This window comes from Kaistia terrae, from assembly GCF_026344005.1.
GTDB lineage: Bacteria > Pseudomonadota > Alphaproteobacteria > Rhizobiales > Kaistiaceae > Kaistia > Kaistia terrae.
In genome coordinates, this window is sequence record NZ_JAPKNH010000006.1 from 285438 (window position 1) to 308594 (window position 23157).

The following is a 23157-nucleotide window of genomic DNA, read 5'->3' on the forward strand; positions in this document are numbered from 1 at the left end:
GCTCATGATCTGTGCGGCCGGTGGTGGGGCAGACCGAGCCGCCAACCGCGCGGTTTGACAGCCTGGAAAGTTTTTACTTGCGGCCCTGTGCGGGTCTCGAAGTTTTCTCCTACGCATCAAAGTATCAGTGTGAATCACGATTCTGAGTGAATTCTCGACGATAATTATTTCGATGATTATCCGTGAATCATCCACAAAATAACTTGCGTCGAGATCTGATATCAACCCGATTTAATTAGTGATCAATGGCCACGATTTTGGTCTTTCAAGCCGACTGAGATCACGAATTAAATCATCCGGTTGATTAATGACTATCGACACGAAGAATAAGCTAGCGTGCTCCATCAAGCTCAAGGAGCAATCATGAAGCGTCTGCGTCCTACACCGCTAACTCCAATCATATCGCTGGCAATCGCCGTGTTCGCCACGAGCGCCGGCGCGCAGAGTCTCGACAGCTTTGGAGTGTTGGCTGGCTCGACCGTCACCAACACCGGTCCAACGATCATCAACGGAAATGTCGGCGTCAGTCCCGGCTCGGCCATCACCGGGCTCGGCACCAATCCCAGCCCAGGAGAGGTCAACGGAACGTTGCACTCAAATGATCAGGTTGCCATCGATGCGCAGATTGAGCTTCAGACCCGCTACAACGAACTATGGGGCCGGCCTGCCACACAGGATCTAACCGGCCAGGACCTGGGCGGGCAGACGCTCACCGCAGGCGTCTATCGCTTCGACACAACGGCTTCGCTGAACACGCTGGGCGGGCCTTTGACCCTCGACGCGCAAGGCAACCCCAATGCGGTGTTCATATTCCAAGTCGGAAGCACATTAACCACCGGCAGCGCGTCCTCGGTTCAACTGATCAACGGTGCGCAAGGCGGCAACGTCTTTTTCGTGCTCGGGTCGTCGGCGACTCTCGGCACGACCTCTACATTCCAGGGTCAAATTCTTGCGCTCGCGGCCATCACGCTCACCACGGGCGCCAACATCAATTGCGGAGCAGCTTGGGCGCAAACCGCAGCCGTGACTATGGACAGCAATAACATCACGGTGTGCGTGCTCCAGCAGATGACCGCTGGCGAGGTGATCGGATCCGACGCCACGGACAACCAGGAAGCAGTGGCTGGGGCGATCGACGATTACGTAGCCGGCGGAGGCGTGTTGCCTCCCGGCTTCCAGGATCTTGTCGACTTCCTCTCGCCCGCTGAACTGGCGGAGGCGTTCACGCAGCTCTCGGGAGAGGTCGCGACGGGCGTGGCGCCGACCGGGATCCAGGCAATGAATTCTTTCTTGAATCTTGTGCTCCAGCCGGGTTTCGGCAATGGCCGACGGTCCGTGCCGGTCCCTGCGCAGGCACCAAGCACCGTGAGAGTACTCGGCTATGCGACGGCCAGTGCGCCCGTGGGCAATGCGGCTTTTGCTGCGCTTGACCAATCTCGACTCCTTCCCGACCCGCGTCGCTGGGAGTTCTGGGCGGCGGGCTATGGCGGCAACAGCAAGACGGACGGCGACTTCACCGTTGGAAGCCATGAGAGGACGACGAATCTTCGCGGATTCGCAGTCGGCGCTGACCATATGATTACCCCGGATACCGAGGTCGGGTTTGCGGTGGGAGGCGGCAAAGCCGATTTCGACCTGTCAAACTGGCTCGGAGGCGGACGCAGCAACATGGTGCAGGCGGCCGTCTATGCCCGAACGAACTTCGACAGAGCCTATTTCACGACGGCAGTCGCCTACGCTTATCACGACGTTTCGACCGACCGGTTCGTCACCCTCGCCGGGACCGATCAATACACGGCGGAATTCTCCGCGCACAACGGTGGCGTGCATATCGAAGCTGGTTACCACGCCGACTGGTTGACGCCATATGCGGCCTTGCGCGTGCAGGCCTTTCGCACGCCAGGCTATCGCGAGAGCACCGCGTCCGGCGCCTCGACTTTCGCGCTTGCCTACGACGCGAACACGACTACGGCCGCACGCGTGGAACTGGGCGCCAGGGCAGAGCATACCTTCGCTCTCGATCCGGGCACCGATTTTTCGCTCCGGGCAGGCGCAGCCTGGGCGCATGATTATTGGTCGAAGACTGAAATGGAGGCTTCGTTCCAGCAACTGCCGGGATCGCAGTTCACTGTCACTGGTGCCGAGCCAGCCACGGACTCGCTGCTGCTATCAGCTGGCGCGGAGATCGCATTCCTGAGCGGATTCGCGATCGGAGGTTCCGTATAGGACAGTTTGCCGATGGCTTCCAGTCCTATACGGGGAACGGGGAGCTGAGATACCGGTGGTAATCGGCCGGGCATCTCTGCCAGCGTTTCTCGTCGCCCTCGTCCTGGCTATGGTCCCGACAAGCTGGTCTTTTGCTGGTGAGCTCGTTGTCTTTACGGCCGGCGACCCGCCTGGAACGATTGTTGTCCGAACCGTTGAGCGCAAGCTCTACCTGGTTCTGCCTGGGGGGCGAGCTTTGCGATACATGGTTGGCGTTGGCCGGGTGGGACGCCAGTGGGTCGGGGTGTCTGCGATAGACGGCAAGCATCTCCGTCCCAACTGGGCGCCGCCCGCCGCAATCAAGCGGGCCCGCCCGAACGTGCCCGACTTCATTCCGTCGGGATCGCCGGCTAATCCGATGGGAGCCGCGGCGATGACGCTGGCGGGTGGTGAATATGCCATTCACGGCACCAACCAACCGGGCTCTGTCGGCGGATTCGTGTCCTTTGGTTGCATCCGAATGCACAACGAGGACATTCTGGACCTATTCGGACGTGTGAATGTCGGCACACCGGTCGTCGTGAGACGCTAGTCCAACTGCTCATCCGACATGCGCGCGCCTTCCAAGCGGCAGTGCGCAGGTTCGAGGCTAGCCGGCAAATCCTACGTATGGGAAACGGCGGATGCCCTCGACCACGTAGAAGGCGGCCGGTGGTTCGTAAGGGTCTATCCGCTCAGCGTGAAAGAGCTGCTGTTCCACCTGGTGAGCGTCACAGCCTACGCCCGAAAATAGGGCGGCTGGGCGGGTGACTTTGCCCGCCCGCACAACTATTCCGGGCGCCACCAACAGACGATAGACCAAAAGGCCGCGTCGCCACTCAAACGGTCTCGCTGGCGCCTCCTGGAGTGATCTGATCAAACTGCGCTCTAAGGAGCCAGCCATGCCATTCCGAAACGATGCCGATCCTCTGTGGGAAGCCCAGAACCTCAAACGGGCTCTTCACGCAGCCGGAGTGGCGCTTTGGGCGTGGGCAGTGGAAACCGACGACTTTGCGATGGACGAGCAGGGTTTCCAGCTTTGGGGGCTGCCTCCAAAGAGCCAGGTGACTTTTGAAGATCTATCGTCCCGTATCCATCCCGCCGATCGAGATCGCGTGCGCGCGGCTTTCACGGCGACGCGGGCGATCGTGGGCGCATTTGAGATCGATTTTCGCATCTTGATAGGTGAAGAGATTCGTTGGATCTCCGCTCGTGGCTTGGGCAACGATGAGGGCGTGCACAAGGGCCAAGCGTCGGGCGTTTTCCTTGACGTGACTGGCCGTAAGCAAGCTGAAGAGGGCAGCGAATTGCTGGCCGGCGAAATGAGCCACAGGGTCAAAAACCTATTGGCGATCGCATCGGGCCTGACCACCATAACGTCCCGATCATCTAATACGGTCGCCGAAATGGCCAAGGAGTTGACTGATCGCCTAACAGCGCTCGGACGAGCGCACGACCTTGTCCGGCCGCTGCCAGGCCACCAGGGGCGAGCAGCACTGCTAGGCGACGTAATCGCGGTGCTCCTGGCACCATATGATGACAGCGGTGCCTTCAGCAGCCGGATACGTGTCGCCGTCCCTCGGATGGGTGTAGGCGAGCAGGCGGCAACGTCCATTGCGCTCGTTATCCACGAGCTTGCCACCAACTCGCTTAAATACGGGGCGCTTTCGACCGGCTCAGGCTTGCTGGATATCTCTGGGACCAGCACTGAAAACGAGGTCTGCATCGTTTGGACGGAACAAGGCGGGCCGGCTGTCGAGCGCCCCGCGGATGAAGGCTACGGCAGCAAGCTGCTTCACCGCAGCGTGACCGGCCAGCTCGGCGGCACCATCAACATCGACTGGGCCAAAGAGGGAATTATCATCACTCTGACTTTGAACTCAAACCATCTAGCCGCTTAGACCGTATAAGGCGGCAAGCTAAGGCGCGAGCCTCGCTTGATCGTCAATGCCGGGATGGTCGTTCGCCACTTGATCGACCATGACGTCGGCTTAAGCGGAACGACACCATGAGCGAGTATACCATCAGAGAGATCGCCGAGGAATTTGGTCTGACGATGCGCACCCTCCGATTCTGGGAGCAACAGCAGATCCTTACCCCCGTCAGGCTGGGCTCATACCGGCTCTATTCGGCTGAAGATCGCGAGAGAGTGCGGGACATCATGAAGTGGTCAGAGGCCGGCTTTACTATTCGCGAAGTGGCTTCAATGCTGTCTATGACAGTCACGGGCCGTGCGGCATTTCTCTCGGAACGGTTACCTGAGCTAAGGTCCCACTTGGAACAAGACTACATCAAACGGTCCAACGCGATCGCAAGTTTGACGGCTTCGCTTCGCCCGACCGCCGATCCTGAGCAAGAAGCAAGACCCGCAAAAGTCCTTTCGATGTCCGATCGTTCACGAGGCCTGCCCCACCAAGCCTGAAGAGCCAAATCCTGCTCTCAGAAATCGTAGCAACCCTTTGCCGTCGGCTACCGTTCTTCCAACGGCACTAGGATGCCGATGGAGAGTGACGTGAAAGCGATCTTTGGTGGATTAGGGGCGAGCGTGATCTTTGCGATCGCGGCGCTGGTTCCTTTTCGAGCCGGCGCCGGACCTCCGCCCCGAATGGTCGAAACAAATCTCACAATTGATAGACCCGTGTGCGAAGACGCGCAATTCAGAGTTGCCAAAGAGCCATGTCGACGAATGGTCGGCCAAGCGCCTGTGATCGGGGACAAACCCAACGCCGCACGCCAGCCCTTCTACTATATGGGCTCCGGCAAGAACCATCAGCGCGGGCCGCTGTATGGCGAACCACGCCCCTAGGTCGTCGATATCCCAAGCGTAAGGATTATCATGCCAGGCAACACCCGAACGCTAACAGGCGCTCAATGGGCTCTCATGCACGCAATCGAGTTGGGCAGACTCGATCTTGAGACACTCGACAATGACCTGCGAGCACTCAGGCAGTTGGGACTGATTGAGTTCCAGAACGTGTGGCACCCCACGGAAGAGGGCAGACTGCTAATCGCGCTACGAAGGCATATATAGCGAGGTCAATCAATTAAGCCGACCGTGGATCGGCGGAACTGACTTCCTGCCACGTGCTTCATGCATCGCATCAACGAGCATTCGTGCAAGCTGCATTTCGCCTAGGTCCATTGCCTCAGCGGCTAGGTCCGCAAGCCCTGCGGCCATTACGTTGAGTCGCGCAATTCTATCCGCCAAAGTCGCATCCTCCGCGTGCCAATATTCCACTGGATGGGATCTAATGCAGGGATGCGCAGAATTATTTTCCTTGAGGTCGAGATTGCCTTTCGTGGTTGCACCGGCTATCGGCAGCACCCACGCGGCCGCTGTCGGCGCACGTTCTTTAAGCAGAGATTTGAAACTAAGAGTTAGGCGGAGTGTCCCAACGGCTTATGGTCCGCGCCATGACCAAGAATTATTTCGAGCCCGTGTTTGTCTGGGTTGGACCTGGGACGCGCCAAGGCATTAGTGACGTTGCGAGGGCATCCGAACTGCTGATGACCAACTGGCCAAAGGACTCTATGGCAACGCCCGCCCACATCGCTGCGAAAACTATCTGTCTCGCGTCGTGGGAAGAGCAAAGCTCTGCCGAAGGCGCTCGTGCCGCGTTTCTCCAAGCGGCTCGCGAGGCGGGTATTCTGACAGACGAATAGCTATTGGCGAACGACTTCGGCACCGCGAGATGATAAAGCCGCCGTCGGGATCAGCAGTTTGCAGGGCTGCCAGACGATTGACGTCGTTGCAGTTTTGTTGATGCGGATGTTTCGCGGTGTTTCATGCTCCAGCGCGCTCGCGGAGCGCAATTGCGCAGGGCGTTGAACCCGGCGGGATCCGCGCTATCGTGGTGCTGGCGGACACACCGCGTCCGCTCCGTTGGCGGAGGGCTCCATGGGCAGTTCGGATCGGGACGTCTTTGCCAGGGCCGCAGCGCATGCCATCGCCTTCCGGCAGGGGCTCGCGACCCGCTTGCAGCGCCCGGAGCACGGCTACGCCGAAGCCTTGGCTGACTTTGCAGGCCCTTTGCCGGAAACGGGCGCGGATGGCCGCGCGATCCTTGACGACCTGGTGGATCGGGCGACGCCCGGACTTCATGCTATGGCCGGGACGCGGTTCTTCGGCTGGGTGATCGGCAGTTCGCACCCTGTCGGCGTCGCGGCGGACTGGATGACGGCGGCCTGGGGCCAGAATGCCGGCAACCACGCCGCCGCGCCGGCGGCGGCGGCTTGCGAAGGCGTCGCGGCGCAGTGGCTTCTGGAATTGCTTGATCTCCCCGCCACCGCTTCGGTCGGCTTCGTGACCGGCGCGACCGTCGCCAATTTTGTCGCGCTCGCCGCCGCGCGCGGCGCGGTCCTGCGGCGGCTCGGCTGGGACGTCGAGGCCGATGGCCTGTTCGGCGCGCCACCCATCCGCGTGATCATCGGTGAAGAGGCACACAGCACGGTCTTTTCGGCTCTGCAATATCTCGGTCTCGGTCAGGCCCGCGTCACCAAAGTTGCGGTCGACAAGGAAGGCGCGATGCTGCCGGAGGCGTTTGCGGAAGCCATGGCGGCGGCAGCCGACGACGAGGCCGTGATAGCCATCACGCAGGCCGGGCAAATCAACACTGGCGCTTTCGACCCGCTTCCGGCGATCCTCCCTTCGGCGCGACGCCATTCCAATTGCTGGGTGCATGTCGACGGTGCCTTCGGTCTCTGGGCTCGTGCCTGTCCGGACCGCGCCTTCCTGGCGAACGGCATCGAGGGCGCGGATTCCTGGGCAACCGACGGGCACAAATGGTTGCAGACGCCCTATGACTGCGGCTTCGCCATCGTGCGGGACGCCCAGGCGCATCGACGGGCGATGACCATCGCTGCCAGCTATCTGCCCGCCGTGGCCGAGGGCGAGCGTGACCCGTCGCACTACGTGCCGGAATTGTCGCGGCGGGCGCGCGGCTTCGCGACCTTTGCGATGATCCGGCATTTCGGCCGCGCGGGCATCGCCGAAATGGTCGGGCGGCATTGCCGGCTCGCGCGCCAACTCGCCGATGCGCTGCGCGCCGAGCCCGGGGTCGCGGTCATGAATGACGTCGTGCTCAACCAGCTAATCGTCCGCTTTGGCGGCAACCGCTCGCGAGAGGAGAGCGAGGCGCTCACGCGCAAGACGATCGCCACCCTGCAGCGCGAGGGGCGGATCTTCGCCGGTGGAGCGCTATGGCGCGGCGACTGGGTCCTCAGGATCTCGGTGATCAGCGGCGGCACCTCCGAGGACGACATCGACGTCGCTGCCGAAGCCATCCTCGAAGCCTGGCGCGGTATTCGGAGTTGATGCGGAGGACGGCTAGGAGAGCGAGTCGCGTTCATTCTCCAGGGTTGCCAGCTGCTGTTAGAGCTTATTTGGGCGAAGACCCGTTTTCCGCGGCTCGGCGAGATAGGGCGCCCAGAGCTTGTCACCACGCGCACATATGTTCCCTGCCTGTCGGTCTTGGGGTGGTTTGCAGACTGGCAGCTTTCGGGTTTGGAGCGATAAAATGCCGACCTGCGTTCTGGCCTGCCGTGGAAGACTTTCGGAAGCTAACGGTGGTGCTGGTGATCGCCGTCGGCCCGCCGATCAAGATGTGTAGCCATTGCGGCGACCGCTAAGGTCTATGGACAGGCAACTGAGCCCCAACCCTACCCGCTGGTCTTGTTCCAACAAATCGGGGACGAAGGTCCGTTTTGGATCACAGCCGAGCGAAAAATATTGTCGGCAACTTCGGCGCTAATCCGGCGTTGCATCTGCCTGTAGCAGGAGAAGTTCAATGAAAGAACGGACAGACGACAATCCGAAAACGGCGGCAGAGGTGCAGGATCGCATTTGGGAACTCGCCAAGAAAATCGACATCTGCGCCTTCACCACCTGGGATGGCGAGCGTCAGAGAAGCCGACCGCTTTCAGCCAGGGTGGCGCGTGATGAGCACGCCATTTATTTCCTCGTAGACATCAAGGGAAACAAGAATGCGCAGATCGATCAGTTCCCCTTCGTCTCGTGCTTCTGGGCAAACAATAGCGATTACAAATATGTGCTGATCTCGGGAAAGGCTGTGCTCAGCAACGACCGTGCAAAGATCAAGGATCTCTGGGAGGTCGCCGATCGCGCTTGGTGGGAGGATGAGAATGATCCGTCGATCCGCCTGATCACTGTTACGCCCGAAGACGGTGAACTCTGGGATAGCCCGGGGAAGCCGGTCGCGCTTGCCAAGATGATCTTCGCCGCCGTGACCAATTCCGCTCCTGAGATGGGCGACAACGCTAAGGTTGACCTCTAACAAAAGGTCAGGTGGACTTGGGCCGACACCAGTCGGCCCTATTCTTTATTGGGCACTTGAGCGAGTGTATGGGACGCGAATCATAAAGTCATTGCCACGTTCGCGCGCTGAGTACTCCTCACAAGTTAACTCCGGCTATCGCATCGCTTCTGGAGCGGGTTGCTATCGGCGAGGGCTGGACGAGTGCGCCCCCTCGGCCAGCGGATCAGGCCTAGAAGCCGAGTTTCAGGGAGACGCTTCCCGACACGGAGGCATCCTCGGATTGGCCCGCTGCGGCATGAACCGACATGGAGAGCACCGCATTGGTGGCGATCTTCTGGTCAAGGTCGGCGCCGAACCGCGCCCAGTTGCGCGATACGACCTGTCCCGGCGTACTGAAGGAACCGAGACCCCCCAGGATCTCGCCGGTGACGGCTGGGCCGTCGCCGTCAAAGCGATGTACCCATTCGCCGCTGACGCGCAGGTCTGTTTTTGTGCCGAGGGCGACCTTCACCGCTGTGCCAAGGCGGCCTTCTTTTGTCGTCTGCTTGTAAGCATCGACTGAGATAGGGAAGCCGCCGCCCTCTTCGGTATAGGCGTCGACGGTGCCCCGGGTCTGTGTATAGGCGGCGTAGGGCGACAGCGAGAACGCGCCATAAGTGACGGCATTCAGCCAGTCGACGCGCGCCCGCACCGCCCAGGTATTGGCATCGGTGCTGCCTTTGCTGGTGTCGGTATCGACGCCGTTCAGGTAGTTGCGCGAGATGTCGGCGTTCCAGTTGCCGGTATAGCCGGTCAGGCTGGCGACGACACTGGTGCCGGGAATGGTGTAGTCGGCCTCGCCCAGGAAGTAATAGCCACTCATCCGGCCATCACCGCCAAACGCGAGATCCTGATTGACCTGGGTCAGTCCGAAGCTGCCGCCGATACGGAAATCGCCGATGTCAGTGCAGGCGCCGACCTCGCCGAGATACTGGTTGCGATCCTCTTCATTCTGGCGGGCAAGGTCGCCAGTCACCCAGAAACAGTGGCTGGCGGCGATGCCGTTGTCCGCGAGAATGCGATGATGCGCGCCCCACATGGAAAGGGTTGCCATGCTGACGGGGGTCGATAGCGATGCGGAGAGGCCGGAGAGGCTTTGCATGTAGTCGTCGAGACCGATCACGCCGCTGCCGGGGGGCGTCGGCGTGGGTGTTGGGGTCGGGGTCGGGGTCGGGGTGGGAGTAGGAGTAGGAGTAGGAGTAGGAGTAGGAGTAGGAGTAGGAGTAGGGGTCGGAGTAGGCGTGGGCGTGGGCGTCGTCCCGGCGACACGTGCGATATAGCGTTGGGCGGATCCGTTGATCACGCCATTGCCGACAACGACATTGCCACTGTCATCGACGCCCTCCGCCGTTCCGAACTGGTTGCTTCCGATGGAGACGCCATTGGCCGTGAGCCAGTCGCCAACCGATTGAAGCCCGCCGCTCTGGGTCCAGCGAAAGCCGATAACGCCAGCCGCCGACCGATCCGCATTGCCGACGATGACGCTGCCATCGCCGTTGATGGCATTGGCATAGCTGAGCGTCCCACCGGAAAAATAGCCGAGGCCGACCATGCCGGTCCCTGACGTCCAGCGGAACGCCTCCTGCACATTGGTTGCGGAGACCGAAACGCCGGCGATGACGGCGCCATCGGCGGAGACCCCAAACGCCCGGCTGCGCGCCGTCGCCGATTCATGCGCCGCCAGCACGCCCAACCCGACCATGCCGGTCCCTGTCGTCCAGCGGAACACTTCTTCCGAATGGGCGGCCGTGTTGCCATAGCCGATGATGACACTGCCGTCGCTCGACGCGCCGCGCGCCATGCTGGAATTGAAGCCGCCGCCTTGCAGATCCTCGGCGGCGCCATCGTCGACCCATCGCACAGCGTGGAATACGCCAGCGCCGGGCGAGAGGGAGAGCAGGCTCATGCCGGCAACGACATGTCCATCGCTCGAGACGGTATAAGCGAGGCTGTTATGGGGGGTGAGCAGGCCGTCTGCATGGGGCTCGAGATCGCCAAGCTGCGTCCGCACGCCCTCACGCCAGACCTGCGCCTTGTTGGCGGAATAGGGATCGGCCGACGTGTAGCCGGCGACGACCTTTCCATCGCCAGAGATGCCATATGCGTAGCCTACATCATCGCCACCAGGCATCGACAGTGCGGTCTTGCCGGTCAGGGTGAAGGTGTAGGGACGGTAGCTGGACACGCCGGTCCGGACAAAGCCGGCGATCGTGTCGCCATCCCCCGAAACGTCGGTAAAGCCCGCCCCCAGATTCCCGGTCGGCAAGGTGCCGGGTGTCGAATTGAGGCCGGTCACACTGCCTGCAGCGTAAACCAGCCTCGACCCCAGCAAAGAGATCATTGCGACGGAAACGAGAAGCCGCGACTTGCAAGGCATGAACTATCCCCAGGGTGAATTTCCGCGCAGACAGGGCCGAGCCCGCCCCGAAAGGACCGACCGATGAACGAGTTGGGAATTGGCCTGGAAGTGGCGCTGGTCGCAGATCGGTCCGGCCCGCTACGATGCTGGCTGGAGCGGTCGTGTCCCTGCTGCTGCTTTTGGCGTCCCCCGAGCCTCAGACTGCATGAGGCGCGAGGCCCCGGCAGCCCCTGTTCAGGGGGAGAAGCCGTCGATTTTCGGGAATTCGAGGATCAGCAGAGCCCGCGCCGCACAGCCTCGCGAGTCGCTTGCGCCCGTGTGGAAACGCTGAGCTTCTGGTAGATCACCTTGACGTAGCTTGCGACCGTTTGCGGCCTCAGCCCCATCCGCCCGGCTGCCTCGGCAACCGTCAGGCCCCGCGCCAGCAAAGTCAGCGTCTCGGTCTCGCGCGGCGTCAGTCCCGCGGCGTCGTCGGCCTTCGCGACCGGCGCGCGAAAATGCGCGAGGAGGCGATGGGCGATCGACGGCGACAATGACGGCTCGCCCCGATCGATCCGGCGCAGGATGCCGACCAAAAGGTCCGGTTCCTCATCCTTCAGCAGATAGCCGCGCGCGCCGGCGGCAATGGCTTCAAAGATATGCGCGTCGTCGTCATAGATCGTGGCGATAACCGGCATCACATTCGGCCATGCCTCGACCAGTTTTCGCACCAGATCGACGCCGGAACCATCCGGCAATCCAAGATCGATCAGCGCCAGATCGAACCCCGGCACGCCTGCTCCCTGGCGCTCGGCGAGCCACGCCATGGCCTCGCCCCGGCGGGCGAACGCAACCACGCCGATACCTGGAAAAGCTGCCGTGAGGACGCCAAGCAGCCAATCGCGGCTTCGCGGCTGATCCTCGACCAGCAGGCACAATCTTGCCGTTGTGATTTCCATCATGCCGTCCAGGATAGATCGCCCTTTGGCCCTGTCACCCCCTGTTCAGAGGTTGACGGCGCCGTGGCGAGCCCCAACGGCATCGAAAGACGAATTTCGGTGCCGCCAGAGCTCGACTGAATGTCGATCCGACCACCGACATCGACCAGACGTCGCCTTAGATTGCGAAGGCCGAAGCCTTGCGTTTCGCCGGCAAGCGCTGCTTCCGGCATGCCATCGCCATTATCAAGAACCAAGGCTTGAAGCCGGTCTCCGCCTGCGGTGATCCGAACTGTCATGCTCGTCGCCCGAGCATGGCGGATGACATTGCTGACGACTTCGCGGAAGGCGGATGTGATCGCCTTGTTCTGTCGATAGTCGAGCAGGCGTTCGTCGTCGTCTTCCTCGGAAATCGGCCAATCGAGGTGAATTTCGGCCGCCTCCAGCCGCCGCGCGGTCTCATGGCGCACTTCGCTGAGCAGGCGTTCGAGCGAGACCTGCTCGCCCGTCATGCCGCTGACGATGGCGCGGATATCCGACATCGCGGCCTGCAAGGTTGGTCGCAGGCGCTGGTCGGCCATGTGCAGCCCGGTCAGGAGACGCGCCCCGACATCATCATGCAGGTCGCGCGCAATTCGGGTTCGCTCCTCGCGCACGCCCTGGTCATAGGCCCGCCGGGCGGCAATCATTTCCTCGACCAGGCGATGGATCGCCTTTGCCATCTCCAGGTCGTTGCTGTCGAAAAGCCGGCTGCCCTTACCGGCGTAGCTCAGCGCCAGCGCATCGCCGCCCAAGGGCGAGGGAATTGCGAGGATGCGGCCGTCATCCCGGATTTCCGCGACCTCCGTGCGTGTGCCAGAGATTTCAAGCGGATCGAACTGCGCTGCCAGCGCATCGCGCCAATGCGCGGTCTGCTCGGACGGCTGGATGGCGAAGGCGACCTGGTTGGCGCCCCGGATAAGCCGCATGTTGTCCCGGTCGCGCCGACGTTCCGCCAGCCGCATCAAGCGTCCGCGCACCGGCATCCAGGCGAGCGCGACAAGCAGGACGGCGAAAGAAAGCGTCCATTGTTCGCCAGCCCAATAGACCAGCGCCATGTCGGCAACGAGGATCAGCAGCAGCACGATGACGGCGCGGACGACATGGACGGTCCAGTTGCCGAGATCGAACATGCGATAGCGCGTGATGGCGATGGCGAGCGCGAAATAGAACAGCAGGAATGCCGTCATCGCGATGGCGTCGCCGACCAGGGGCGGAGAACCCATCAGGATCGGTATGAAGTTGACGGCCGTGAACAGGCCGGCGCTGAGGAGCAGCGCCGTGCCGACCCAGGCGACCGAAGCGCGATGAACGGGGTCCTTGCGGGATTTCCATGCCTGCACCAGGACGAGCACGAAAGTCAGGGCAACGATGGCGATCAGTGCGATCACCTGTATGCCGAACACGTCGGCCCAGGCATCGAACAAGCCCGCCAGGCCCAGCCCAATCAAGAATACGGCCAGGAGCCCAACAGCGGTCCGGGACACGATCGGCAAGGGATAGACACCGAAGATCGAGACCAGCGCCCAGCCGAAGACCAGGGCCGAGATATGATTGGCCTGCAACAAGTACTGCATCCCCCAGCCGGGGGTCGCGATACTGCTCTGGATCACCAGCGCGATGGTAAGCGACGCCGCCCAAAGGGAGGCGCCGCTGATCGCAAACAACTGCGCCGTCAATTCGCGGGGCCGCAGAACCAGCACCCACAAGCCGCCGATCAGGGAGAGAAAGCCGACGCCGAGGGCGACCCAGGAATCGGGCTGCAGGTGAAAGCCGCTGGATGGAACCGCGAAGACGGGCAGGATGCGCCCATCCGGCAATTGGAGCGTGATGCCGGCTTCGGTCAGCAGCGTCGAACTCTGGTCTCGCCGCGCGAACAGGGCGGCATTGTCGGTCGGCGTCCCCCGCGCTTCCAATTCGCCGATCAGTTCGCGCAGTGACAATTCGAGCCGGACCTGACCGGTCTTGTCGACGAACCGGGCGGGCTGCTCGCGTGCCCCCGCAACAATGCCGTTGACGACCACGCTACCGCTGGATCCGTGGCGTGCCTGGATATTGGCGCCCGGCAACGTGCCGGCCAGGCCGCCAAAAAATGCGGTCAACACCAGGCCCGCCACGGCGAGCAGCGAAAAGATCGTCGTCGGGCGGTGTCGCATCACCGCCCGCAACTCCGAACCGATTGGCATCGACAGGCCCAGCCCCATCACACGCCAGGCAGGCGAATGATGCATTCGCCCGATTGCGCGCTATTCAACGAATGTAATTGCGTCAGGATACTGACGTAGAGAGCACCGGCGTAATGCTAGCCGATGGAGCAGGGTTCCGCTACGTCCACTTGACGCGGCATGCATTGCGCTTTCCGAGGCGAAAGGCAGGGCGTCGTCGAGGCCGCCAAGCCGTCGGGCCCGATGGAGCGGCAGCGTTCCGGCCTTCGAATTGTGGTGTGCAATCCCCCCTGAACAGGGGCTGTCAAGCAGGCCTGTCGCATGCACCGTGGCGTGCATGCTGACTTGCCGGCTTCAGAACGCATGGCTCCCTCGGGAGGCACATGTCACGTCCTCTGTGCCGCAGACCAACTGGGGGTTTAGGAAAGACATGATCCATTCATTGTTTCGCTCCGCCGCGGTGCTTGTTCTGCTTGCAGCCTCTGCAAGCGCCGCGTCGGCCTGTAACCGGGGTCGAGAGGCCTGCTCCTTCATTCTGTCCAATCAAACGAGCTACACGCTCAATTCGTTCTGGGCTTCGCCAGTTCGCGTCAAGAAGTGGGAAAATGATATCCTGGGAAACCAAACGCTCGGCGCCGGCAACGAGGCGACGGTCAACCTGTCGGATCGTCGTCGAGACTGTGTCTATGATTTCAGATTCCGTTTCGTCGATGGCGACGAGGTGACACGTGAGCGCATCAATATTTGCGAGTTGGGTCGCTACACGCTCAACGACTGAGCCTTCGGCGATCTCTGCTGGATCCGATCGATCCATCCGTACGAGCGGCTCCCCCTTCTGGCGGTTCTCGCCGGGCGGCGGCTTCATTCCCGTTGAACAGATCCCATGAAGAACGCTCTGGTTCTATTGATCGCACTTGCTGCGGCAACATTGGCGCAGGTCTGTCACGCGGAGGAGATCCGCGCGACATACGGGGATCTTGTTACGCCGGATCCGGACTTGCGGAAGGCGCTGGGGGAATTGCGGATACTGGCTGCCGCAGGCCGCGAGAGCGATATCCGGCGGGTCGAGAGATATTTCGCGACCGGCACGAAGACCTTTTCACGAGGTCTGGACCCGTTTGAGCCCTGGAGGCCCGGTCCGAAGTTGACACGAAACTATCTCGCCGGGGTGGCGGAGGTGATGGTGGAACAGGGCGAGTTCGAGGCGGGGCGACCGGTTCCCGACTACCGCCTGACGGCGATGGAACTGCTCGCCTCGATCCTTTCAGAGGACGCCACCTTTGGCACTTTGCCCGAGATGCCCGGCGCAACCTGCGCTCCCGCCGCATACAAGGTGGATCGAAAGGCTGTACGTGCCTTTGCAAGCCGCTTCGACCTCGATGCCCACAGCCTGTATTTCTTTGGCCATGACATCGTCCTGGCGAAGGCGCCGGCAAGCAAGCGCGGCCAACGCGTGCCAGCAAACACCCTGATGATCTCAAACTATGATCCTGGCACGCCCAACGGCTGGACGCGCGCCGAAACCGCGCGTGGCGTGAAGGGCTATTTCAAGGATGGCGATGACCCGCTCGGCCTTTCGCAGAGCCATGTCTGCTTTGCCAAGGTGAAGGGCAGTTACCGCATCACCGCGATCTTTGGCTACGGGCTCTAGACTCCGGCACGAAGATGGCGGCCAATCGGCTCGATGAAACCAACGGACCCGCTATGATCCGACTGCTTGTTGCCCTGTACATGGCCTTTTCGACAGGCGGATGCGTCTCGCGGATGATCATTGAAAGAGATGATGCCTATTGCCAAGCCAAGGGGACGACGCCCGGATCGCAATCCTACTTCCAGTGCCGCCTGCGAAAGGCGATCCACTAGCGCGGACTCGGTTGTTGTCGTTCGCTTTGGCCAGATCGGCTTTGGAACAGCTGTTCAGAGGAATGTCTGCATGTTTCCTCGTATCTTCCTTTCCGTCGCGACCCTGGTGCTGAGTTGCAATTCGCTTCTTTCCGCGGAGGTGCAGCTAGCGGACGACGATACAGTGCTGATTAATGCGCAGAAATTGCATTTGCACGGGATCGCCCTGCCGTCGGCGGATGAGGTTTGCACCACATCTGCCGGTCGCAAATGGCCCTGTGGCCGCTATGCTCGCGAACAATTGGTCAAGGCCGCGGCGCTTGATGAGATGGCCTGCCAGCCTGCTGAGCGAGGAACGGCAATATGTCGGATAGGGGGCCTCGATATCGGATCCCTATTGGTCAAGGAAGGACTGGCCAAAGCGGCTGGCGATTATCAGGATCTGGAAGATCGCGCGCGCGCGGCGAAAATAGGCATTTGGGAATAAAGGCGGCGCGCCGATGGCGTATCGTTCGATACTTTCGAGTGCGTCAGCGGGGCTGCCTCTAGTCGCCGCTGCGCCTGTCGAGTTCGTTGGCGAAGGCGGCCATTTCGGACCTGCTGCCGAAGGCGTGGAGGGGTAGGATCAGGACACGGTCGCCGACACAGACGAATAGGTGAGTCAGCGTCTCGATGACAGGACCGATCGTTTCGGACGCCACTAACGAGTTTACGCCCTGCTCCTGCCATTCGAGATGGTCCACCTGGTCGAGCATGGTCACTGCGACGGGATTTGGCAGGCGACGCGCCGCCCTATAGTACGCGCTGGCGGTCATCGCGACTACTGCCAGCCCATATTGAATGGCGATGCTCGTCAGGAAGAGTGCCCAGAACCGCCATCCGCCTTCGTCGCCTACCCAGTTCTCTGGGAGAAACGCCACAACCATGCCTCCCAAGCCGATCCAGACGAACAACAGGATGCGGCGCCAGCCAATGATTTCCCGCGAAAGCGTCTCGTAAGCCAAGGCATCGGCGCGCGTGAGCATGAAGGAGTAGCGTGAAAATGGCTGAGGCGGGATGGCGTTCAATTCATAAGGAGGCTTCATCGAGACCAGCGTGTTACCCGAGAGGTATTTTGATCGGCCATGATAAATCGTCCGGAATTCTAGGCAATTCATCCCCTGAACTGGGGGGCGTTCGAGATTTTGGAGAGGCATCGCAGATGCCCGGTTGATCTATATTTTCGCTGCGAAGAGCGCTCAGCGCGCGCCGAACGTCAAGACATGGTCCACACCAAGATCAAGAACACGGTGCGATATCTCGGTGTCGATGTAGAAGATGCCCTCGAGCTAGCCGAGGCGACAGAGGTATAACCCAACGCGGCCCCATCCTTTCGTGGAGCCGCGGAAGGCAAGCGCCCACAGCAGACTTTGCGTCTACCGCGGCGACGGCTCGAGGCGGGAACAGCGCAACGGCTTCTACGTCGCTGGGCCATTGGGCGCATGCTGTCCACCCCGAGACTGCGGGGCAGGGCGAGTATTCCCTGTTCTGGCGCGGCTCGGAACGGAGTTTATGCCCGCGCGGGAGGTACTCAGCATCGGCGCCCACCTGCACAACGGCATCGTGCCGCCTGAAAAATTATCGGTCAGTCCGGAGTCGATGAGGATCTCGACCTGAATATCCGGATGGCTGGGAGGAAGCGTTTCAGCGCTGGTTGCCGATCTTCGGTAGGTGCACGACCCTCCTCGTTGGACAGATATGCGCTGACGGGAAGGCTCATAAATCCAAAAGGCTATTCGGCTCGTGCGGTCCGGCTCCTCTCAACTTATCTGGTTCTCATGACAATCACCATTCGCGATGCTGCCGAAGAAGACACCCCTCCCGCGAAGTGGGTTGGTGCGGGGGGCTGCTCTGAAGCATCCAACCTCAGTGTCGTAGCCTCGGTGTTGCCGCACAGCGCGAATCGGCGCCAGTGAAGAACAGAACAGAAACGAACTTGGAGATTACGCGTTGACCGCTACCAAAGCCGCCATTGCTAGGTTGGAGGGAATCACTGTGCTCGCGGATGACGTAGCGAAGCTCGCTACCTTCTATCGTGACGCGCTCGGCCTTCGCGTTGACGTCACGGAGCAGAACTACGTCGCCTTTGGAGGCGAAGGCATCCGCTTTGCCATCTTCTCTAGGATCGGCATGAGCCCCAATACGCACGATCATCCTGATTACCGCACGCAGTTCACTGGCCAAGCCTTCGAGCTGAATTTCGAATGTGCATCGACCGACGATGTCAACGAACGGTTTAGCCACATCGTGGCGAATGGCGGGCGATCGATCGCCGCCCCCACGAGGAAGCACTGGGGACACTTTGCCGGCTTCTTTGCCGATCCGGAGGGCAACATCCACAGCCTCTTCGCCGTTCTAGCTGAGTAGGGTTCGTCATGCACTCCACTGTCGAATACAGGGCAAGCGCAGTCGGGATAGTAAAAATACCGTTATTTAGGGAAGTGCTCGACGTGCGTTTCGGCCGTGCGGCTGAAATAGACGACGCGGCGACCAATGAAGGAGACGAGATACCCCGCGCAACCTACGGCTTTCACCATCTGGCTGAAAGCGGTGTAGCTATAATCGGCAGGATTTGCCTGCGCCCAGCGCACCAGGCGCTCGACCTCTGCGGCATCGAACCCGCCGGCAACGGTGCCGGCTGAAGGCCACATCTCCATCGTGAAGCTGTCGCTGTTAGGCAGATAGTACGTCTGGCTGTTGCGGCGATAGTCGACCAGATATCCCTCAAAGCCGGCGGCGATGAGCTTTCCGACAATCTCGGGAAAGCTCAGACTTCCCTCGTGAGCGGCCTGCAGGCAGGCTTCGGCAATAGAAATCCGTTCCGTATCCAAGGCGATTTCCTTTCATAGAAAATTGACTCTGGCCGCTGGCCTCAATCCACCGGAGTTGCCTTCAGCTCACGCCGTTCGGCAAGAACCTTCAGGATTCGGTCAAGCGTGGTGTGCTCTTCAGTTGTCAAAACGCCAAAGAACTCAGCATCGTTGTTGTCAGCAAGTGATGCGAGGACCGGGATCTTAGCCCTGCCAATAGGCGTCAACGATAGGCTATGAGCGCGCTTGTCCGCGTCGCTCTCCGTCCGCTCGACTAGTCCCTTTGCCACCAGCCTCTCACCGAGCTTGCTGATCGCGCCCTTGGTCATACCCATCTTTTCGGCCAGAATGGACGGAGGCGTCGGCTCCAGATCGTAAAGAATCCGCATGAATGACCATTCGGCGACGGTGACATCTTCCCCCGATACCTTTCTTGCGAATTCCTGCGATACGGCGTTCGACACCATCCGCATCCAATACCCCGTATGCTGAGTCAGTCCCGAAGCTGCTGTCATAGCTCGCCCTTTGTTGACTAGGAAACTACTCAAGTTTCGTTTCCTAGTCAACAACATCAAAGCTACCCAGACGGGCGGCCAGTCGGCCGCAGCGGCGCAACAACTTGGAATTCGGCAAGCTGGTAGTGCATGCGTGCGGCCTACGCTCCGGGCCGTTGCTTTCGCCGGCCCTCCTTTTGTCCGCGTGGCTTCAATGCAGGACAATGTGCTCGCAGGGTGATCAGCTATGCTTGTCGCCGGTCAAACGGCGAATTTTTCATCGAGCCAATCGAAAGCCCGCAAATTGAAGATTGATCGGTTGCGCATTTCGCAATGGCCGTCAGCTCCTTCGACGGCAGTGAAGCGGATCAGCGTCTTGGGACATGTGAGCGCTTCATAAAATGCCGTTGCTCCGGCGGCGAGAGTATCGTTCTCGGCCATAGCGATTAGTGTCGGGCACGCAATGCGTTCCGCACGACCGCTCATTGTGAAAAGCTCGGCAGAGGCCAGGAAATCCTTGAGATTATCCACCCCGTGAGTCCAAAAGCCGCGCTGTACCACCTTCCAGTTCAGTTGCGCGTTGCCTCGGATAAACGCTTCCATTTTGGCGATAAGAGCAGAATCCAACTTGCCCATGTCGGCGACGTCCTGCGCCTTCAGGTTGAACATTCGCATCGCGATGGGCCGGAACCCGTCAGCTATGCCCCATGTCCCGGGATCGGCAATCAGCGCCGCAATCCGCGCCTCTCCCGAAGCACCGCGGGGCGCGAGATAGCCACCCAAGCTCGCACCGTAGAGTGCGATCCTGCTGGCGTCGACGATTGGGAGCGTCTCAACGAAATCAACAATGGCCCGGATTACCACTTCCCAGTCCGGCCGCAAGGGAACGCCGCGCTCATAAAGCATCGCTCCTTGACCAGGACCATCGAACAAAAGGGTGTGATATCCCCTCCGCGAAGCGGCAACTGCGGACAAGAAGTAAAGGTCTGTGACGGTGCTGTCATACCCGCCGTTCAGGATAACGAGCGGCCGGATCTCCGACTCAAACCCTTCGGCAGGGATAAAATAGCCAGGCAATGTCGTGTCGCCGAAGGGAATGGCAATCGGAGTGGCTGGATGCGGCCCCAGTAACAGGCCCTTCTCGAACGTGGCTATTTGCTTGGAGTAGACCGCCGGAATCCTAGCATCGACTGGAGCTCCATAGAGCGGATGGAAGGAGCTAGCATAGAACGCGCTTGCTCGAAGATAGAGCGACCGCGCGCTTCCAGAATGACCTCGTGAGAGCGACGCATCAGCCTCGCCGGTCAAACGGTCGCCTGCGGCCACCCAGGCGGAGTAGAAAGCGTCATTATCTCCGTCGGCCACCGCGGTCGCTACGGCCTGAATCTCGCCAAAATCAGCGCCGCCAAACGGAATATAAGCCAGCGGCCACGATCCAAAATCGTTATGCAGATCATCTTGAAATAGTCCCGCCAAAGCCCTCTCCCATGCCGACGGTGCACTATTGGACAGCTACATCATCTATGAAAAATCGTCTACACCAACAGGGTCCTCTTGTAGACGTCGCGGCACGAAGACCGCGCGCGTTAAAGGGTCGAAGATATACTAGCGGCCCGTGTCTCGGCCTTCGACTGCCGAGGCGCTCCGACGAGGTCAGACGCCCTACTTTGACGAGACGGGGCCGTCTTCGCCGTGCCTCGAGCGATTAGCACTTGAGGCGTGCATTCTCAGTCAAAGAATAGATCAGACCCACGCCGAGTTGACATTCGAGTCGGGAAGAATCCGGCTCCGCCTGAGCCCCTCGAATGATAGCCGCACCTAGCGGCCAAGTCCTCGCCGCTCGATGGCTCTAGCCCATCCAGACGCTGGCGGCAGATCACGTTGATTTATTCTGCGCTTGCTTCCTTGGCGATAACCCTCCATCGCGCTACTGTCTTCAGCGGGAGAGCATCTACGTCAGGTTAGAGTCAAGCTTTCTCATTTCGCGCCCTATCAAATAGATGCGCCGGATTGTCCGGGTAATTCTTGTTGTATAAGGGAGAATCTAAATGAATTTTTGGAAACTAAACGTCGCTTTATTGGCCGTCACGGCCTTAACTGCTGGGGAGGCTGCCGCCCAGAACAGCAGGCCAAATATCCTTATGATCATTTCTGACGACACGGGATATGGCGACCTCGGACCGTATGGTGGCGGAGAGGGGCGTGGCATGCCCACGCCTAATATCGACAAACTCGCCGATAGTGGAATGACGTTCTTTTCCTTCTATGCCCAACCGAGTTGCACGCCCGGCCGCGCCGCCATGATGACAGGGCGCATTCCCAATCGAAGCGGCATGACGACCGTCGCCTTCCAGGGTGAAGGCGGTGGCCTGCCGGCGGCAGAATGGACACTGGCGTCAGTGCTGAAGCTCGGAGGATACGATACCTACTTCACCGGCAAATGGCATCTTGGCGAGGCGGACTATGCCCTGCCGAACGCCCAGGGTTTCGACGTGATGAAGTATTGTGGCCTCTATCACCTCAACGCCTACACCTATGCCGACCCGACCTGGTTCCCCGACATGGATCCAAAGCTGCGCGCCATGTTCCAGCGTGTGACCAAGGGCGCTCTCTCCGGCAACGCTGGCGAACCGGCGGTCGAGGAATTCAAGATCAACGGTCAGTATGTCGACACCCCGACCATCAACGGCGCCGAAGGCGTCGTCGGTATTCCCTTCTTCGACAGCTATGTCGAAAAAGCCGCGCTCGGCTTCCTCGACGATGCGTCCGCAAAGCCTGACAAGCCCTTCTTCATCAGCGTCAACTTCATGAAGGTGCACCAGCCGAACATGCCGGCGCCAGAGTTCGAGCATAAGTCGATGTCGAAATCGAAGTATGCCGATAGCGTTGTCGAACTGGATACCCGCATCGGCCGCATCATGGATAAGCTCCATGAGACTGGCATGGATAAGAACACGCTCGTCTTCTACACAACTGACAATGGCGCCTGGCAGGACGTCTATCCCGACGCCGGCTATACGCCGTTCCGCGGAACTAAAGGGACGGTCCGCGAGGGTGGAAATCGCGTTCCCGCCATTGCCGTATGGCCCGGCCAGATCAAGCCGCGCAGCAAGAGCCACGACATCGTCGGCGGTCTTGATCTGATGGCGACGTTCGCCTCAGCCGCTGGCGTCGCTCTGCCCGACAAGGATCGCGAGGGCCAGCCGATCATCTTCGATAGTTACGACATGTCACCGATCATGAAAGGAACCGGCAAGTCGGAGCGCACGTCCTGGTTCTATTTCACAGAGAATGAGCTGTCGCCTGGAGCTGCCCGCGTTGGCAATTACAAGGCCGTCTTCAACTTGCGAGGTGACAACGGCGCCGACACTGGCGGACTGGCGGTAGATACGAATCTTGGCTGGAAGGGCGCCGAGAAATACGTCGCCACCGTCCCGCAGGTCTTTGACTTGTGGCAGGATCCGCAGGAGCGCTACGACATCTTCATGAATAACTACACCGAGCGCACTTGGACGATGGTGACGATAAGCGCCGCCATCAAGGATCTGATGCAGACTTACGTGAAGTATCCGCCGCGCAAGCTGCAGAGCGCCAGCTATTCGGGGCCGATTGAGATTTCCAGATATCAGCAGTTCCAATGGGTCAGGGATCAACTCGCCAAGGATGGCGTCGATATACCGATGCCGACCGGTAACTAGTCTCTCAACATAGGCTGTGAGATGGGGGCTTCGGCCCCCATTTTGCTACTGGCAGCGGAAGTGCGCAGTTTCAAGGACGGTGGTCGGTCCTGAGCGAAATCGCTGGGCGGCATGGGCCCACCTGAAGAAGCCAGGGCTCGCGCCCGCCGTTGAATGTTGTGGTCACCCGCAGATAACACGACATGGCTGGAGCATCCGCAGTGGTGACCTCAAATGGTCGACGCTTTGCTCGGGGG

19 protein-coding genes and 1 pseudogene are annotated in these 23157 nt (G+C 60.6%); 13 read left to right on the forward strand and 7 right to left on the reverse strand.

The genetic code is table 11. The features are described from left to right. The first annotated feature begins 363 nt into the window (after nt 1-363). The 7 genes from OSH12_RS18270 (at nt 364) to OSH12_RS18295 (ending at nt 8537) form a co-directional block, all read left to right on the forward strand. Entirely contained in the window at nt 364-2226 is a 1863-nt protein-coding gene (locus OSH12_RS18270; RefSeq protein ID WP_266345020.1) for an ice-binding family protein, read from the forward strand. A 109-nt stretch (nt 2227-2335) separates the two neighbouring features. After that, the gene (locus tag OSH12_RS18275; protein ID WP_266345060.1) at nt 2336-2797 is read left to right on the forward strand and encodes a L,D-transpeptidase; all 462 of its coding nucleotides are present in this window, start codon (nt 2336-2338) and stop codon (nt 2795-2797) included. 349 nt (nt 2798-3146) lie between these two features. Beyond that, complete coding sequence (locus OSH12_RS18280; RefSeq protein WP_266345021.1) at nt 3147-4145, forward strand: sensor histidine kinase; 999 nt, start codon at nt 3147-3149, stop codon at nt 4143-4145. A 107-nt stretch (nt 4146-4252) separates the two neighbouring features. After that, nucleotides 4253-4666 carry a MerR family transcriptional regulator gene (locus OSH12_RS18285; RefSeq protein ID WP_266345022.1) on the forward strand — a complete coding sequence of 138 codons (414 nt, stop codon included), beginning with the start codon at nt 4253-4255 and terminating at the stop codon, nt 4664-4666. A gap of 992 nt (nt 4667-5658) precedes the next feature. After that, nucleotides 5659-5907 (forward strand): DUF982 domain-containing protein, encoded by a 249-nt coding sequence (locus OSH12_RS26260; RefSeq protein WP_380223009.1) that lies wholly within the window; start codon nt 5659-5661, stop codon nt 5905-5907. A gap of 235 nt (nt 5908-6142) precedes the next feature. Beyond that, complete coding sequence (locus OSH12_RS18290) at nt 6143-7558, forward strand: pyridoxal phosphate-dependent decarboxylase family protein (protein WP_266345023.1); 1416 nt, start codon at nt 6143-6145, stop codon at nt 7556-7558. Between the two features lie 472 nt (nt 7559-8030). Continuing rightward, a complete protein-coding gene (locus OSH12_RS18295) occupies nt 8031-8537 on the forward strand; it encodes a pyridoxamine 5'-phosphate oxidase family protein (protein ID WP_266345024.1) in 507 nt (168 codons plus the stop codon). A 211-nt stretch (nt 8538-8748) separates the two neighbouring features. Here OSH12_RS18295 and OSH12_RS18300 read toward each other — a convergent pair whose 3' ends face one another. The 3 genes from OSH12_RS18300 to OSH12_RS18310 form a co-directional block, all read right to left on the reverse strand. Continuing rightward, nucleotides 8749-10854: an autotransporter domain-containing protein gene (locus OSH12_RS18300; RefSeq protein WP_266345025.1), complete on the reverse strand. Its 2106-nt coding sequence runs from the start codon at nt 10852-10854 to the stop codon at nt 8749-8751. Nucleotides 10855-11189: 335 nt separating this feature from the next. Further along, nucleotides 11190-11858, reverse strand: a complete 669-nt coding sequence (locus OSH12_RS18305) for a response regulator (RefSeq protein ID WP_266345026.1) — start codon at nt 11856-11858, stop codon at nt 11190-11192. Beyond that, nucleotides 11855-14029, reverse strand: a complete 2175-nt coding sequence (locus tag OSH12_RS18310) for a sensor histidine kinase (RefSeq protein ID WP_266345027.1) — start codon at nt 14027-14029, stop codon at nt 11855-11857. The genes OSH12_RS18305 and OSH12_RS18310 overlap by 4 nt, the downstream gene beginning before the upstream one ends. Before the next feature lie 439 nt (nt 14030-14468). Here OSH12_RS18310 and OSH12_RS18315 point away from each other — a divergent pair, with 439 nt between their 5' ends. The 3 genes from OSH12_RS18315 (at nt 14469) to OSH12_RS18325 (ending at nt 16367) form a co-directional block, all read left to right on the forward strand. Beyond that, complete coding sequence (locus tag OSH12_RS18315) at nt 14469-14816, forward strand: hypothetical protein (RefSeq protein WP_266345028.1); 348 nt, start codon at nt 14469-14471, stop codon at nt 14814-14816. A gap of 105 nt (nt 14817-14921) precedes the next feature. After that, complete coding sequence (locus tag OSH12_RS18320; RefSeq protein WP_266345029.1) at nt 14922-15689, forward strand: hypothetical protein; 768 nt, start codon at nt 14922-14924, stop codon at nt 15687-15689. Between the two features lie 282 nt (nt 15690-15971). Continuing rightward, on the forward strand, nt 15972-16367 hold the full coding sequence (locus OSH12_RS18325; RefSeq protein WP_266345030.1) for a thermonuclease family protein: 396 nt from the start codon (nt 15972-15974) through the stop codon (nt 16365-16367). A gap of 58 nt (nt 16368-16425) precedes the next feature. Here OSH12_RS18325 and OSH12_RS18330 read toward each other — a convergent pair whose 3' ends face one another. Further along, nucleotides 16426-16965, reverse strand: a complete 540-nt coding sequence (locus OSH12_RS18330; protein ID WP_266345031.1) for a hypothetical protein — start codon at nt 16963-16965, stop codon at nt 16426-16428. Between the two features lie 183 nt (nt 16966-17148). Between OSH12_RS18330 and OSH12_RS26265 the strand changes: the two are divergent. Then, nucleotides 17149-17232, forward strand: a pseudogene (locus tag OSH12_RS26265) (integrase); the annotation flags it as partial. Between the two features lie 637 nt (nt 17233-17869). Further along, nucleotides 17870-18286: a VOC family protein gene (locus OSH12_RS18335; protein WP_266345032.1), complete on the forward strand. Its 417-nt coding sequence runs from the start codon at nt 17870-17872 to the stop codon at nt 18284-18286. Nucleotides 18287-18348: 62 nt separating this feature from the next. On the opposite strand, the gene OSH12_RS18340 is transcribed toward OSH12_RS18335, so the two are convergent. From OSH12_RS18340 to OSH12_RS18350, 3 genes are all read right to left on the reverse strand, one after another. After that, entirely contained in the window at nt 18349-18750 is a 402-nt protein-coding gene (locus OSH12_RS18340) for a DUF1398 domain-containing protein (protein WP_266345033.1), read from the reverse strand. A gap of 41 nt (nt 18751-18791) precedes the next feature. Beyond that, nucleotides 18792-19244, reverse strand: a complete 453-nt coding sequence (locus OSH12_RS18345; RefSeq protein WP_266345034.1) for a MarR family winged helix-turn-helix transcriptional regulator — start codon at nt 19242-19244, stop codon at nt 18792-18794. 240 nt (nt 19245-19484) lie between these two features. Further along, a complete protein-coding gene (locus tag OSH12_RS18350) occupies nt 19485-20699 on the reverse strand; it encodes an alpha/beta hydrolase family protein (RefSeq protein WP_266345035.1) in 1215 nt (404 codons plus the stop codon). Between the two features lie 572 nt (nt 20700-21271). Here OSH12_RS18350 and OSH12_RS18355 point away from each other — a divergent pair. Then, nucleotides 21272-22921 carry an arylsulfatase gene (locus tag OSH12_RS18355; RefSeq protein WP_380223017.1) on the forward strand — a complete coding sequence of 550 codons (1650 nt, stop codon included), beginning with the start codon at nt 21272-21274 and terminating at the stop codon, nt 22919-22921. Nucleotides 22922-23157: the final 236 nt, after the last annotated feature.

Excerpts from the sequence above, each read along its gene's own strand:
- OSH12_RS18270 (WP_266345020.1), top strand. The coding sequence starts at position 364 with ATGAAGCGTCTGCGTCCTACACCGCTAACTCCAATCATATCGCTGGCA.
- OSH12_RS18275 (WP_266345060.1), top strand. The coding sequence starts at position 2,336 with ATGGTCCCGACAAGCTGGTCTTTTGCTGGTGAGCTCGTTGTCTTTACG.
- OSH12_RS18280 (WP_266345021.1), top strand. The coding sequence starts at position 3,147 with ATGCCATTCCGAAACGATGCCGATCCTCTGTGGGAAGCCCAGAACCTC.
- OSH12_RS18285 (WP_266345022.1), top strand. The coding sequence starts at position 4,253 with ATGAGCGAGTATACCATCAGAGAGATCGCCGAGGAATTTGGTCTGACG.
- OSH12_RS26260 (WP_380223009.1), top strand. The coding sequence starts at position 5,659 with ATGACCAAGAATTATTTCGAGCCCGTGTTTGTCTGGGTTGGACCTGGG.
- OSH12_RS18290 (WP_266345023.1), top strand. The coding sequence starts at position 6,143 with ATGGGCAGTTCGGATCGGGACGTCTTTGCCAGGGCCGCAGCGCATGCC.
- OSH12_RS18295 (WP_266345024.1), top strand. The coding sequence starts at position 8,031 with ATGAAAGAACGGACAGACGACAATCCGAAAACGGCGGCAGAGGTGCAG.
- OSH12_RS18305 (WP_266345026.1), bottom strand. The coding sequence starts at position 11,858 with ATGATGGAAATCACAACGGCAAGATTGTGCCTGCTGGTCGAGGATCAG.
- OSH12_RS18310 (WP_266345027.1), bottom strand. The coding sequence starts at position 14,029 with ATGCGACACCGCCCGACGACGATCTTTTCGCTGCTCGCCGTGGCGGGC.
- OSH12_RS18315 (WP_266345028.1), top strand. The coding sequence starts at position 14,469 with ATGATCCATTCATTGTTTCGCTCCGCCGCGGTGCTTGTTCTGCTTGCA.
- OSH12_RS18320 (WP_266345029.1), top strand. The coding sequence starts at position 14,922 with ATGAAGAACGCTCTGGTTCTATTGATCGCACTTGCTGCGGCAACATTG.
- OSH12_RS18325 (WP_266345030.1), top strand. The coding sequence starts at position 15,972 with ATGTTTCCTCGTATCTTCCTTTCCGTCGCGACCCTGGTGCTGAGTTGC.
- OSH12_RS18330 (WP_266345031.1), bottom strand. The coding sequence starts at position 16,965 with ATGAAGCCTCCTTATGAATTGAACGCCATCCCGCCTCAGCCATTTTCA.
- OSH12_RS18345 (WP_266345034.1), bottom strand. The coding sequence starts at position 19,244 with ATGACAGCAGCTTCGGGACTGACTCAGCATACGGGGTATTGGATGCGG.
- OSH12_RS18355 (WP_380223017.1), top strand. The coding sequence starts at position 21,272 with ATGAATTTTTGGAAACTAAACGTCGCTTTATTGGCCGTCACGGCCTTA.